This is a genomic window from Mesorhizobium sp. M0276 (assembly GCF_040321755.1).
In the GTDB taxonomy this organism is placed as follows: domain Bacteria; phylum Pseudomonadota; class Alphaproteobacteria; order Rhizobiales; family Rhizobiaceae; genus Mesorhizobium.
The window spans coordinates 1-12946 of sequence record NZ_JAMYSC010000058.1; the positions used below are offsets into that span (position 1 = coordinate 1).

Sequence of the window (12946 nt, forward strand, 5' to 3'; positions counted from 1 at the left end):
GGTCAATCCGAACCGACCAAGAGACCGATCCTGCCTCAATCAGATGGCCTTCATATATGAATAACTTTCCCCGGACAGTCCTGCGTTCGCGGGGCGAAGGTGCCGGCAGGCAGATGAGGGTCAGCACTCAAGTGGAAAGCAGATATGAACTTCAAGCATCCGACCGAAGCGCCGCCCCTCATTGCCCTGCCGGGCACTTCTCCTCGTAAACGGGGAGAAAGAAGCCTCGTCGCCCTATTTCGGCGCCTGCCGGCCCTGCTTGGGCATGTGGCTTTGCATGGTTTTGGCCTCGGGCGTCATGGTCGAGCCGCCATCGGCCACCAGAATATTGGCCACCCGGGCAAAGCCGGTGAACACTTTCATGGCATCGGCTTCAGAAATCTGCGCGGCGATTGCAGCGCTGCAGGCGTTGAGCGCGCTGCGGTAGACATGGCCGCGCCGCTCAAGCGGCCAGCGCTGCAAAAAATCGGCGGCTTCGCTGACGCTGTCGATCTCTTCGATATCTCCGTTCATTCGCACCTTAAGCGGCACTCCGGCCTTCATGGTACCCACGGCGTTCACCTTCGCTTTGCGCGCGGCTTCACTTACCGCTCCACTAAACGCGCCGCGCGGGCGGGCGGTTGCATCAATTCTCCGGTCAGCGCGCGCCTTTCACGGACTGACCACGGCGTCCAGCCAGTCGCGGGCCCGGCTTTTCGGCTTGGCCACCAGTATGTTCTGTTGCCTGGCTGCCTTGGTCAGAGCCTCGAAGGCGATGCGCTGGCTGCAGGTACCATCGACGGCGAGCGCAACCAGCCGGGCCGCCTCGACATAGACCGGCGAAGTCTTGTCGGGCCATTGCTGCTTGAGCGCCCCGGCTGCCTCGGCCACCGACCCGACCAGCATGGTTCTGTTGTCGCAAAAGCGCAGGGTTATCGGCACGAAAGCTGTCATCGACATGTCTCCCGTAGACGCCGCATAACGTCGAAAATTCGCACTGGTTCCATCACACCGAATGCCGGCACGGCTGGGCAGGTGCTGCGATGAATCCGAACGTTTCTCGGCTCTCGCCAATCGTCAGCGTCGTGGGAAAGGCGGCGAGGACGAAGCTGCCAGTCCCCTTCCGCGTGGGGAGAGATGGCCGGCACGCCAGAGGAGGCGCGAAGGATCGCCACCATGCCAGCTCCCGCACACCCACCCAAGCGAGGACCCTACCCATGCCCAGGAAAACCAAACCCGCCAAACCCCAAGCGCCCAAACTGCCGAAGGGCGAGGCCGAGCAGGTGCGCATCCGGCGCGAGATCGGCCATGATTTCGCACTGAAGGACGACGCCTTCGGCCGCAAGCGGCTGACCGCCGGCACGCGGGAGGCTGCCCGCGTCTACGAGGTGTCGAACGACGGCTTCACCGCCACCGGCGGCATCGTGCGGGTGGGCACTATCGATCCGCTGCTGGGCATCACCTCGCTGTCGAGCCAGCAGCGCGAAGCCGGCCTGCGCTACCGTCAGGATTTTCGCTGCAGCCAGCAGGCCAGCGTCAAGCCGATGCGCTGGACCGAGCGCGTCGACGGCGGCCGCCACGGCGGCGGAATCGTCGATAGCGTGCTGGACGCAGGCCGCGCCTACGCCGCCGCTACCAGGGCGCTGGGCCATTGGGAAGTGGCCGCCGTGGTGCGACGAGTCTGCTGCGCGGGCGGGTCGATCAAGGGCGTGGCCGAGCAGACGGGGGAGGATAGGGATGTGGTGACAAAGATGTTGAAGGTGGGGCTGGATTTACTGGCGGTGCATTATGGAATGATGATCGGGAGGCGGATGGGATGAGAGGCGGCGCACTGATCCGGCCGGCAATGCCGGTCGGATCATTCAACATCAGGGTTATCGGCAGATGCGAATCTCTTCGATGATCCTGTGATGGTGGCGCCAGTGCCTCACCACTTCGATGTGGCAGCGGTGGAAATAACGGTGGTGCCGGTGGAAATAAAGCGGCCTGTAGCCGTTGTCGTAGTCGTCATAGGGGCTGTAGACGTAGCGCGGGCTGTAGACGTAGCGGCCGCCATAGGCCCCATAACCATCGTAATAGTCGTTGCCGTAATAGTCGTTGTAGCCGGCGCCAATGCCGATAAAGACATGACTGCGGGCATCAGCGGGGGCGATCATCGCCGCCGCGGAAGCAATGGCGATAACCGAAACAAGCAGGAGCTTCTTCATAGCTGCCTCCTCTTCAAGGTTGACCTAATATAACCCTCGAGAGGCGACCTCGTTCCATGGATTCGTCTCATCCCCTAGAACAGCGCCCCCTCCAACGGCCCTTCCAGCGTCTCGGCAAACGCCGTTGCCAGGTGATGCCTGTCACGAAAGGCGAGTTGGCCTGATATGACGACATGGCAGGCGGTCGGGTCGCAGAAGCGGTCGGTGAGGTCGATGTAGCGCGTGCCGGGCACGCTGTTCACCACGGCGCGCTCGGCGGCCGCGGTGCTGTCGTTGGCGGCCTCTGTCCTGGGCGTGTCGCAGTGCGGCGATGGTGCTTCGCGCCACCATAAAGCGCGCGCCACGCAGGAGTCGGCGAAGCTGGCGTTGATCGGCGTGTCGCGAATGACAGCGGTCTCGACCCCGGCCTGGCTGAACGCCTGCAAGGTCGAGCGCAGGCCGGCCTGCCAGCGCGCGATTTCGGCTGCGCGGCTGGTGGCGGGCATGTCGCGGATCAAATTGCCGATCGAGAATTCGGAGATCACAACCAGGCGCGGCTTGCGGCGGATGATGTCCGATATCGCCTGCTCGCGCCAAGCGTCGCATTCGGTGTAGTCGCGCTTCAGCACGGCATTGAAGGTGGAGAGCCGCGAGGCGCGGCACGAGGATTTGAGATAGGTGATCACTTTGGTGTCGTTGCGCTTCGCCGCTTCAATCAGCGGCGTCGACCAGTGATCGGCATGCGAATCGCCGAACAGCACGATGGTGTGGGCGGCGTCCGCCGCGCCGAACACGCAAGGTTTTGGCGTCACCGTGTGGAAGTCGAGCAGGCAGCTCTTGTCGGTGGCGCGCACGATGGAAGGTTTTTCGGCGGCCTGCTCGATGCCGCGCTGCGCAGTGTCGATGTTGCGCGCGGCCAGATGCGCATTGGCATAGGCGACCGCCACGCCGGCACCGGTCAGGGCAGCGGCCGGGATCAGCGCCCGAACGCCTGCCGCCAGCCAAGCGCCACGCCGGGCCGGGTTCTCGATCAGGTGATAGGTAAGCACTGACAGCGACAGCGCCAGTACGCCGCAGCCCAGTCGCTGCGGGACGGACAGGTCCGGCACCAGCATCCCGGCATAGACGATGACCGGCCAGTGCCAGAGATAGAGTGAATAGGAGAGCGTGCCGATCCATTGCAAAGGCGGCAGCGACAGAGCGGTGGCCGGCGCAAAAGCCTGCCAGCCGGTCCGCTGTTGGGCCTGCGTGCCGGTCTGTTCCGCGCTGGCGCCGCTCAGAAGCACCAGCACGGTGCCGGCAACCGGCAGCAGGGCACGCCAGCCGGGGAAGGGCAGGTTCTCACTCAACAAGAGATAGGCCGCCGCGATCAGCGCCAGGCCAAGCCAGCCCAGTGCCGCCAGCAGCCCTGGGCGCCACCGCAGGAAAGCCACTGGGGCCAGCGTCGCCAGGCCGCCGGCGGCGAACTCCCAGGCGCGCAGCGGCGAGAAATAGAAGGCCCAGGCCGGTGCTGCGCTGGTCAGCCACAAGCAGGCGGCCAAGGAGGCGAGGCCGGCGACGCCGATTACGGCGGTAGCCGTTCGCCGGCCAGGACGCAGCCAGGCAGCCAGCAGAAGCAGTGCCGGCCAGGCCAGGTAGAACTGCTCCTCCACCGACAGCGACCAGAAGTGGATGAACGGATTGCTGGCAGCATCGGCGGCGAAATAATCGAACGACCAGCGCAGCAGCCACAAATTGATGGTGTAGGCGGAGGCAAACATCGCGCCACGCGAGTAGAGCGTCTGCTCTTGCGGCGCCAGGATGAAGTAGCCGGCGGCGAGCGTGGCCAGGATGACGAACAGGGCTGCCGGCAGGAGCCGCCGCGCGCGCCTGGCATAGAAGCGCCAGAGATCGAGCCGGCCGGTCTCAGCGATCTCCTGCATGAGGTGGGTCGATATCAGCCAGCCGGAAATCACGAAGAAGATATCGACGCCGGCAAAGCCGCCGGGCAGCGCGGTGAGGCCGAAATGATAGGCGACGACGCCGCCGACGGCGAGCGCGCGCAATCCTTGTATGTCCGGCCGGAACGCTGCCGCCACGATAAATCCTTCGTGCAAGCCCAGCCCCGAGTCCTCAGCAGTGTCTGTCGGTCGGGCTGATATCGCAATGCAACAAATCTAACGCAGCGCAACATGGTGAAAAGAGGGGTGTTGATCCTGAGGACATCCAGCCGCATGGAGGCTCGCCGATGTTCCAGGCGGCATTCTCCACAAGCGCTTCATCCTTCGAGCTCCGGGCACAAAGACGAGTTCGAAGGGCTTTGGCAGCAGATCAGCATGCCATCATCCAAGTGACGGACGATGTCGACCGCGGCACCCGTGGCGCGGCGCCTCTCGAGAGGCTGCGGGCCCCAAAGCCCGACAACGAAGCTTGATATGTCAGGCTGCGCCGGTCTCGCCGATCAGCCTGGCATATTCGGCCTCGGGGTCGCCGTAACTGCCATTGGCGAGCTCGATCAGCCCGGCGCGGTCGCGAATGATGATCTCGCCCCGGCGCGCCCGGATCAGCGCGCGACCTTCGAGCAGCTGGAGGGCGACGGTTACGCCTGGCCGCCTGACACCAAGCATGATGGCCAGGAATTCGTGCGTGATAACAAGGTGTTCGCCGCGAACCCGGTCGTCGCACATGAGCAGCCACCGCGCCAGCCGCTCCTCCAGCTTCAGCCGTGCATTGACGAGCGCGGTGCAGCCGGTCTGGGTCTGGAGCGTGTTGACGAAGCGCAGCAGGAACATGCGCAAGGTCGCGCTTGCCGTCAATGCTGCATTGAAAGGGCCGGCTTCGATGCGGATCGCTTCTCCTTCGAGCTGCACGAAGCAGGCATGCGCGGAGCGGTCGTCGCCCATCACCAGTGAAGTGCCTGTCATGCCTTCGAAGCCGATGAAGCCCACTTCGGCCTCCTGGCCGCTCGTCGTCCTGGCGACCACCGAGCCAATGCCCTGTTCGATGAAGTAGACGGCCTCGATCGGGACGTTGGGAGTCGCCAGCATCTTGCGCAAAGGCAAATCGCAGCGCTGCATATGCGGCTGGAGCAGCGCAAGGTCATCCGCGCTCATCCGCCTCAACAGCTCATTTCGGTATTGCTGGTTCTTGCCGAGGTCCGGCCTATCGGAATTAGTCATGGCGCAGCCCAATGCAGGGCAAGAGCCATCCGATCTCGCAACCTTCCGCGCCTGTAAAAACGTGCGGACGATCGCATACGGGCTCTGGACAAAAAAGGCTACGAATTCGGTGCACGACGCCCCCTAACGCCGCTCGCATACGAAAAGATCGACCCAAGCGTTAGTGTCGGAAACGTACCAAGCGCCGCTTGGTACGAAACCGACATATTGGCGGACAGCGCGGATCACGGGCAGGCCGATAAAAATCGTCGGCTAACGACGAAAGCGCCCGCTGCACCCGGTCCTGCGAACCCCCAGAAAGTCGGTCTACGACACAGTCTTCCGCGGGAGAATTGTACGATCCATACAGTGATCACGCCAATATTGACTCTCCCCGCAGCCAAATTAACTTTTTGACCCACAACGTCTGGCGGTGGGGTGCTGCCCGGAGCGGGATTCTTATGTCGAGCCTTAACAAGCGCCATTCCTGCTTTCATCCTAACGACCTGCAACTGTGCCAACGCGTCTTCGATCAGGTCTGCTTCGAGCGCAAACTTGACCGGATGTCGCTGGAGCCGGACGTGCAGGAGCTGGCAGCCACGGTGTTTGTTCTTTTCGAGAGTGGCTGCAGCATTGAAACCGAATTGCTCGACAGTTTCAGGCGAACACGCCAATAACCCGCGCCAGTGAACAGGGGTCACGTCCGCGACGCCCGGATTTGAAACCGAGCCTTACGACACCGCGATCTTTGCAAAGGCAGCGTGTTCGAAACAGCGTCGAGTACAAGCTCAGCTCACGTCGATAGCTTTGCTTGTCGCTTTTAGGATGCCGGGCTTGCGCTTTGCCGCCCCGGTCAAGGCCTGCGACGAAAGCCGCAGTTCTCTCAGCCGGGCCGTCTTTGCCTGACGCGCCTGGCGTTCGATGGCGATGATCGATTGCGCCTCGCGGGTTGCACGTTCAATCCGGTCCTTGTCCTGAGGCAGTCGGGTCAAGGAAGTTCTCCTCCTTCGGTGGCACTCAAAATGCGGGCCGAAAGGAAACGTTCCAGCGACAAGTCGCTTAGTAAGAAAAAAATATCATTGCGCGATCAAGGGCAACAGGCTCTGTCTCGATCTTCAATCCTCCGAACCTCCCAAAAGCCTGACATATTCAGCTTCCGGCTCGCCATATCCGCCACTGGCCAGCGCGATCAGTCCAGGACGGTCCAGTATGACGACCTCTCCTCGGCGCGACCGGATCAGAGCAAGACCTTCCAATTCTTGAAGGGCGATGGTCACGCCTGGCCGTCTTACGCCCAGCATCGTGGCGAGGAATTCGTGGGTGATGGAAAACTGCCCTCCCACCACGCGGTCATCGCACATCAGCAACCACCGAGCCAGGCGACCCGTCAACTTCAGCCGCGCGTTGACAAGCGCAGTACATCCGGTCTGGATCTGTAAGCAATTTGCGTACCGCAACAGGAACAGTCGCAACGTGGGACTGGTCGTTAAAGCCGCATTGAAGCTGCCTGCGTCGATGCGCATTGCTTCGCCTTCGAGTTGCACGAAGCAGGCTTGCGGTGTGCGGTCGTCGGCCATCACCAGCGAATGCCCAGCCATCCCCTCATAGCCGATGAACCCGATCTCGGCTTCGTAGCCTGTCGATGTGCGCGCGATAACCGACGCAATTCCACGCTCGATGAAATAAACGGCTTCAATGGGCACGTCGGGCGTCACGAGGGACATTCTCAGCGGCAGCACTACCCGGCGCAAACTTGGCTCAAGCAGCGCAAGGTCCTTGGCGGTCATCCTCCGCAACAGTTCATTTCGGAATCTTGAGGAGGTCTCGCTAGCCAGTGCCTGGCCGGTGACAGTCGTTTTTGGAAGTTCGTAGTTCAATGTACAGCTCCCGCAGGGGCGGGAGCGCGATCGACACTCTCAAGCGCCAGTGCCCGTTTAGTAGCTGGCGACAACACCACTGTACGCTTTCGACAATGGGTTAGCGAGTCATTAGAAACGCTGCAGGTATTCTCAGGAGGGGTGGGTACCGATCGCTAACGCGGCCGACCGGAAAGTGACTGAATCCCTTTCAATTCCTGTCGGCCGGCTTGGAGCGCATGCGCAAAACCGTCTCACGCTCGGCGCGCTTGGAGCGCAGCGGCGGCAGGCCGCGGTCGATCAGGTCCATGTCCTCCAGCACCATGTCGCCCATGCGCTTGAAGGCGATGTCGAGCGCGCCGGCGCGGTGGGCCGAGCGCAGGAAGCCGGGCAGGGCGCGCACCGGATGGTCCAGCGCCAGTGGCTCTTCTGGGAAGACGTCGCTGGCGGCGACGATATGACCGCTCCTCACCGCCGCTATCAGCGCCGGAAAATCCACCACGCCGGCGCGGCTGAGCAGGATGAAGGCGGCGCCCTTGCGCATGCTGGCAAAGGCCTCGGCGCCCAAAAAGCCCTGGTTCTCGCTAGTCACCGAGGCCACGACGAAGACGAAGTCGCTGGTCGACAGCACGTCGTCGAGCGAGGCCGGCTCGACGCCATTGTCGATCAGGATCGAGGGCGGCAGCCAGGGATCGAAGACTTTGGTGCGGGTGCGGAAGCCCGACAGCAGCCGGTTCAGCGCGCGGCCGAGATCGCCGAATCCAATGATGCCGACATCGGCGCCCGACAACAGCCGCGCCGTCAGGTTGCCGTCGCCACCCCAAAGTTCCCGACCCTGGCGGAAGGCGAGGTCGGCATCGACGATGTTGCGGGCGAGGTTGAGCGCCATGGCAAGGCCAAGCTCGGCCACCGGCTCGGCGAACACCAGGCCGGTGGTGACAACATGGATACCGCGTTGGAACAGCGTCTCGTAGGGCATGTTGTTGATCAAATTGGTCTCGACATTGAAGACGCAGCGCAGCGCCTTCATCTGTTCCAGCGTCTGCGGCGAGATCGGCGGCTGGCCGATGATGTAGCGGGCCTCGCCGAGCACATCGGCTGGCAGCTTCGCGACGCCTTCGGCCGTCGTCTCGACGATGCGGCAGCGCGTCTTCAAGCGCGCGAGTTGCGGCTGCGTGAAGATGAGTTCGAGCGTGCGCGGTTCCGGCGCGCTGATGACCAGCGGCAAGGTATTGTTTGACATGACGATTCCTCCCGGCGATGATCTGGATCGCGCTCTCTCGGGGGACTGTTACCTTGGATAACGATTTACAACCACAAAAAATCGATTTACTCATTCGCAGCGGGCGAGAAATGCGTTTGCCCCGCCTCGGGAAAACAACCAATGGCGCGTAGGCAGGCCCAGCAGCGGCGTCCGTCGATCCACGACGTGGCAAGCCGCGCCGGCGTGTCGGCCGCCACCGTCTCCAAGGTCATGGCCGGCGTCACCACGGTGAAGCCGGAGAATGCGCAGCGCGTCATCGATGCCGTCGAGCTGTTGGGCTACCGCATCGATCCGCTTGCCTCCGACCTGCGCCGGGCCAAGCGCCGCATCATCGGCGCTATCATGCCTGAGTTCGAAAGCGAGTTCTTCGGCCAGATGGTCACGCAGCTCGAGAGCTTCGCCGAGCAGCGCGGCTATACGCTGGTGGCGGCATCGAGCCGCGAATCCGAGGCACGCGAAACCGAGATCCTGGCCCGCATGCACGACTGGCGGGTGGCAGGCGTGGTGCTGGCGCCGGTGCGCAACGAACATGGTCCGGCTGCCGCATTCATGAAGGCCAACGGCATGACCGGCGTGCTGATCGACCGCGTGCTGTCCGACGACGCCTTTGACACCGTGTCGGCCGACAGTGCGTCCGCTAGCGCTGAGGTCGCGCGCGAGCTGATCGGCAAGGACCATCGCCACATCCTGGTCGTCGGTCTGAGCGAACAGGCGGCGACGGGGCGCGCCCGCCTCGAGGGCTTTCGCGCCGCTGCACGGGCACTGGCGCCGGATGTTCGCATCGACGTCGTGCTTGCCGAAGCCGATGTCGAAACGCTGCGGGCGCAATTGCGCGACTATTTTGCAAAAGGCGAACGGCCGACGGCGGTCTATTCGCTGTTCCTCAAGGGCACGCTGGTGGCGCTGTCCGAATTTCGCCGCCGCGGCTGGCACTGCCCCGACGACATTTCGCTGATCGGCTTCGACGACGCCGAATGGATGCAGGTGACATGGCCGGCCATCGCCGCCGTGGTCCAGCCGGTGCGCCAGATCGCCGGCCATGCCATGGAGGCGCTGTTTGCCAGGATCGCGGGCGGGGAGGAGCCGCCGATCGCGCGGCTCGAACCTTGCAAGGTCTTGATGCGGGAATCCGTTGGCTCGCCAAGCTTGTCACAGCCAAAACCGATCTGAGCGAGGCCCCGCGATCGGGTTTCGATGTCGGGAACGGACTTCAGTCTTGTTCGTTGAAGTGGCAATTCGAGTCAGCAGAACGAAGGAGAGAGTCATGGCCAGCGAAGCCGACCGCGATCCACTGCATCATACCCAGAAGATGCAGGCACGCCTGCAGGACACCATAGATCATCTTCGCGAGGACATCGGCAAGGTCGACGAGCCCAAATTCAAGGCGATGTTCGAAACCGCGGCAGAAGTCCTCGGCGGCCTGAAAAAGGCCTTCAGTGATTACGAACAAAAGAATGAGGCCGCCTGGCGCTGACTCCTGCTGGATGGTGTCGAGTTATTGCATAATGGTGGGACGCGCGTCACGCGGGGCTCTCCGGGAACGCAATCGAGCTGTTTCAGCCTGGCGCTCACTGCTGCTCTAGATGTTGTCGAGCGGGGGGCAGGACGTCCAATCTAGGCTCCTCCGGAATAGCCTCAAGTGCCCGCTTCGGCGAAAAATGTCTGATCTTGCGGCCAACTATCATCAGTCGGCGGGCAGTGTTGTTGCGCAGCCGGCGGATACGCCATCCCAATCCGGTCTCGGTGGAGATTGCCTTGGCGTAGAGGCTGGAGCGCATGGCGGTCGCGTCGGCGGCGATCTTGATCGGGTCGTCGTAGAACGTACAGATCTTGTCGACGCCCATGCCGGGCGTTTCCAGCCAAGCGGGGATGTGGGTCGACAGGCGATCGACATCGGTAGCCACCCGGCGGATGCCGTCACCTTGCGCTGGGCATGTGGTGGAGAACGCGTCGCCTATGAAGACGACGCCACTCCGGCGGTGGCCACTGGTGGTCGTCAGGCTGACCTGTCTCAATTCGACCGGGCTGGCGGCGGCGAAGTTGCCGCATTGCGCAGCGATCTCCGGCATCAATTGCAGAAGCATTTGTTGCGGGTCTGCGCGAAACGCCTGCGTCCACGCCTCGGCAACGGTCCGGTAGACAAACATGTTTGCCCGCATCCGGTTGCCGATCCGGAAGACGGAAAGATAGGCAATGCGATGCCCAAAGCGCCTGGGATAGAAGGTGAGGGAACGAGAACCGAATTCCTGCGGAGAGATCGCCAGATCGAATCCGATCGACAGCGAATGCGCCTTCGAATTCTCAACGCGCTCCACCCCGATGGCGCGGCGCAGCGCTTCGCTGTAGCCGGTTGCAACAACCAGCAGCTTGGCGTCGATGACGGTGCCGTTGGTGAGCACAAGGCGCTGCCGGTCCGGCCCAGTCGAGACCTCGGCGACCTTGCCCACAGTGAGCGGCACTTCCGGCGGCAGGGCCTCGCGCAGGCCGTTTACCAGCGGGCCGTAGGAGAATCCGAATTCCGAGTCCTGCTTGCGCTTGAAGAACTGTCCGAAGCGGAAGACATGGATGTCGGTCGTCGGAGTGACAAGGGGCCTGATGACGGGACCGAGGCCGATCTTGTCGAATAATTGCATCTGCTCCAAGCGGGTTTTCTCGGCCCGGAACTCGTCGTGATGGACGCGGTGCGGATCGATCAACGCCACCTTGCGCCCGGCCTTGGCCAGCACGGTTGCCAAAGTGGTTCCGGCCAGCCCGGCGCCAACGATCGCCACTTCGACTTCGGTTTGGCCAGCCTCTGCGGTACTCATTTCGCTGCCCTTTCCGGTAGCAACTTCAAGATTACAATGCGTTAGAAAGATATCTTCCGGACCCGAATCAACCTCAAGCAACCGAAGCGCGTGTCTGGTAGTAACCAATGTTTAGGTTAATCGCGGACCCGTCGTTTCCAGCGCGGTGCGATCGCCGAACCATCGATGAATTCAAACCCGCCCGCCTCGTTGAGTGTGTGAAGTTTGCGCCCACTCCATAGCGCACCTGGATTTAAGATGGTTTCAACGACCTGCTCCATGCCGATCAAATCAAGGTGAGAAACGCGTGCGATGCCGAGAGCCGCGCCATAGCTCCTGCGGCAGTCCTGAACCGGGCGCAACAGGTCGTTGCCGCGCTTGACCATGCGGCCGGCCGGCCGCGCCGAGGCGATGTCGATCAGCACGGGATTGTTCGGATGCGGCGTCCAGGGACCGCGAAAATCCGGCGCCGACCATAGATGCAGCGCATCGGAGAAGGCGCCCCCGCCGTCCCTGACCGTGGCGAACATCCACCAGGCGCCGCCATGCTCGACCAGGGTGGCGTCACTGGCGACGACACCCGATAGAAGCGTCGCCTCCTTGACCCATCCGCCGGGAAAGGCGGTGGCCCGGTAAAGATCGACCGTGCCGTTGGCGCAGCTTTCCGGGACCATCCAGACCTCGCCGTCACGTTCGAAGACGAAGGGGTAGGAGAGGTGATAGGGCAGGTCGAGCACCGGTTCAGGGTGCCCGATCGGGCCGGCCGGACCGAAGGGCACGGCGGAGATGATGGCCCGGCCCAGCCGGTGGATATAGTCCTCGACGAACAGGGTCAGCTTGCCTTGGTAGAGGATCGGGAACGGGTCGGCATAGAAGCGGCTGCCGTCGTCCGGCAGCTCTCGCCAGCCCGATGCCGGATGCGCGCGCAGGTCGAACAGATCGCGGCCGTTGGTTTGCCGCCAGCCGACCTTCCAGTGCGGCGCGTTGTAGCAAAGGTGGTAGATCTTCTGGACGATGCGCCGCGCCAGCGCCTTGCCGGCTCGTACACCAAGCTTGCCGGGCGAGGGCATTGGCGGGGCATTGGGTTGCGCTGGCTCCGGCAGATCAGGCACGGATTTTGCCGTGCCTGTCATTGCAGCGACGATCAGGCTGGCGGTGCGCGCCAGCATGTCCTGGAAGGAAGCGAGCGCGATGCCGCCATATTCGGTTCCCAGGCGCCCGGCGGCAATTGCAACGCCGTTCTCCTCGATACGGGCAAGCGGCGTGCGGCCGGCGAGGATCAAGGCCAGCAAGGCCGCTTCGCCGCTGGCGCGATCATAGGTGATACGCCAGACCCGCACGCCATCCAACTCGACATCGCCGCAGAGGTCGACAACCAGATCGGGCGAAGCGGGCGCCTGCGTCCGGTAGGGAGCGAGTGCCGAAAACGGCACACGCTTCGCCAGCCCATCATGGGACAGCCCGTGTATCGCCGTTTCGAGTTGAAACAGCGCCGCGGCGCTGCGCGGGATGCCGCCGCCCGCGGGTTTGGCGTCGACCGACAGCTCGACATCGTCAAGTGCTGCGAGGCGTTCCAGCAGTGCGATGTGAAAGGCGCGGACGCAGTCGCCGTCCAGGCGCAGGCTTACCTGCATGTTGGCGGCCCGACAAGGTTGCCAATCGGGTCAAACTGTAGCCCCATCCAGTACATCTCCGCTCGCTGCGTAGCCAACACCCAGGTATGTATATTTTTAAGCAA

The 12946-nt window shown here is 63.0% G+C and carries 14 protein-coding genes; 4 read left to right on the forward strand and 10 right to left on the reverse strand.

Annotation, left to right across the window (positions count from 1 at the left end; genetic code table 11):
- Positions 1-234: 234 nt before the first annotated feature.
- Together NKJ01_RS30140 and NKJ01_RS30145 are read right to left on the reverse strand one after the other, a co-directional pair.
- Positions 235-543, reverse strand: a complete 309-nt coding sequence (locus tag NKJ01_RS30140) for a DUF982 domain-containing protein (protein ID WP_352733764.1) — start codon at positions 541-543, stop codon at positions 235-237.
- A 108-nt stretch (positions 544-651) separates the two neighbouring features.
- Complete coding sequence (locus tag NKJ01_RS30145; protein ID WP_031260436.1) at positions 652-933, reverse strand: DUF982 domain-containing protein; 282 nt, start codon at positions 931-933, stop codon at positions 652-654.
- Positions 934-1196: 263 nt separating this feature from the next.
- On the opposite strand from NKJ01_RS30145, the gene NKJ01_RS30150 reads away from it, so the two are divergent.
- Entirely contained in the window at positions 1197-1799 is a 603-nt protein-coding gene (locus NKJ01_RS30150; RefSeq protein WP_352733726.1) for a DUF6456 domain-containing protein, read from the forward strand.
- A gap of 54 nt (positions 1800-1853) precedes the next feature.
- On the opposite strand, the gene NKJ01_RS30155 is transcribed toward NKJ01_RS30150, so the two are convergent.
- The 3 genes from NKJ01_RS30155 to NKJ01_RS30165 all read right to left on the reverse strand — a co-directional run bounded on the left by NKJ01_RS30155 (position 1854) and on the right by NKJ01_RS30165 (position 5323).
- Complete coding sequence (locus NKJ01_RS30155) at positions 1854-2186, reverse strand: hypothetical protein (RefSeq protein WP_023760069.1); 333 nt, start codon at positions 2184-2186, stop codon at positions 1854-1856.
- 74 nt (positions 2187-2260) lie between these two features.
- Positions 2261-4243: an acyltransferase family protein gene (locus tag NKJ01_RS30160; protein ID WP_352733728.1), complete on the reverse strand. Its 1983-nt coding sequence runs from the start codon at positions 4241-4243 to the stop codon at positions 2261-2263.
- Positions 4244-4582: 339 nt separating this feature from the next.
- Complete coding sequence (locus NKJ01_RS30165; protein WP_352733730.1) at positions 4583-5323, reverse strand: Crp/Fnr family transcriptional regulator; 741 nt, start codon at positions 5321-5323, stop codon at positions 4583-4585.
- Between the two features lie 332 nt (positions 5324-5655).
- Here NKJ01_RS30165 and NKJ01_RS30170 point away from each other — a divergent pair, with 332 nt between their 5' ends.
- Positions 5656-5979 carry a hypothetical protein gene (locus NKJ01_RS30170; RefSeq protein ID WP_352733732.1) on the forward strand — a complete coding sequence of 108 codons (324 nt, stop codon included), beginning with the start codon at positions 5656-5658 and terminating at the stop codon, positions 5977-5979.
- Between the two features lie 111 nt (positions 5980-6090).
- Here the strand turns inward: NKJ01_RS30170 and NKJ01_RS30175 are convergent, their stop codons facing one another.
- From NKJ01_RS30175 to NKJ01_RS30185, 3 genes are all read right to left on the reverse strand, one after another.
- Positions 6091-6294: a hypothetical protein gene (locus tag NKJ01_RS30175; RefSeq protein ID WP_352608688.1), complete on the reverse strand. Its 204-nt coding sequence runs from the start codon at positions 6292-6294 to the stop codon at positions 6091-6093.
- Positions 6295-6417: 123 nt separating this feature from the next.
- Positions 6418-7137, reverse strand: a complete 720-nt coding sequence (locus NKJ01_RS30180) for a Crp/Fnr family transcriptional regulator (RefSeq protein ID WP_502905927.1) — start codon at positions 7135-7137, stop codon at positions 6418-6420.
- Between the two features lie 232 nt (positions 7138-7369).
- On the reverse strand, positions 7370-8401 hold the full coding sequence (locus NKJ01_RS30185; RefSeq protein WP_352733734.1) for a hydroxyacid dehydrogenase: 1032 nt from the start codon (positions 8399-8401) through the stop codon (positions 7370-7372).
- A 141-nt stretch (positions 8402-8542) separates the two neighbouring features.
- Between NKJ01_RS30185 and NKJ01_RS30190 the strand changes: the two genes are divergently transcribed.
- Both NKJ01_RS30190 and NKJ01_RS30195 read left to right on the forward strand, forming a co-directional pair.
- A complete protein-coding gene (locus tag NKJ01_RS30190; protein ID WP_352733736.1) occupies positions 8543-9592 on the forward strand; it encodes a LacI family DNA-binding transcriptional regulator in 1050 nt (349 codons plus the stop codon).
- Positions 9593-9686: 94 nt separating this feature from the next.
- Positions 9687-9896: a hypothetical protein gene (locus tag NKJ01_RS30195; protein WP_352608685.1), complete on the forward strand. Its 210-nt coding sequence runs from the start codon at positions 9687-9689 to the stop codon at positions 9894-9896.
- Positions 9897-9990: 94 nt separating this feature from the next.
- On the opposite strand, the gene NKJ01_RS30200 is transcribed toward NKJ01_RS30195, so the two are convergent.
- Both NKJ01_RS30200 and NKJ01_RS30205 read right to left on the reverse strand, forming a co-directional pair.
- Positions 9991-11229, reverse strand: coding sequence for an FAD-dependent oxidoreductase (locus NKJ01_RS30200; protein WP_352733738.1), 1239 nt, complete (start codon positions 11227-11229; stop codon positions 9991-9993).
- A gap of 116 nt (positions 11230-11345) precedes the next feature.
- Positions 11346-12842, reverse strand: coding sequence for a glucosamine inositolphosphorylceramide transferase family protein (locus NKJ01_RS30205; RefSeq protein WP_352733740.1), 1497 nt, complete (start codon positions 12840-12842; stop codon positions 11346-11348).
- Between the last annotated feature and the right edge of the window lie 104 nt (positions 12843-12946).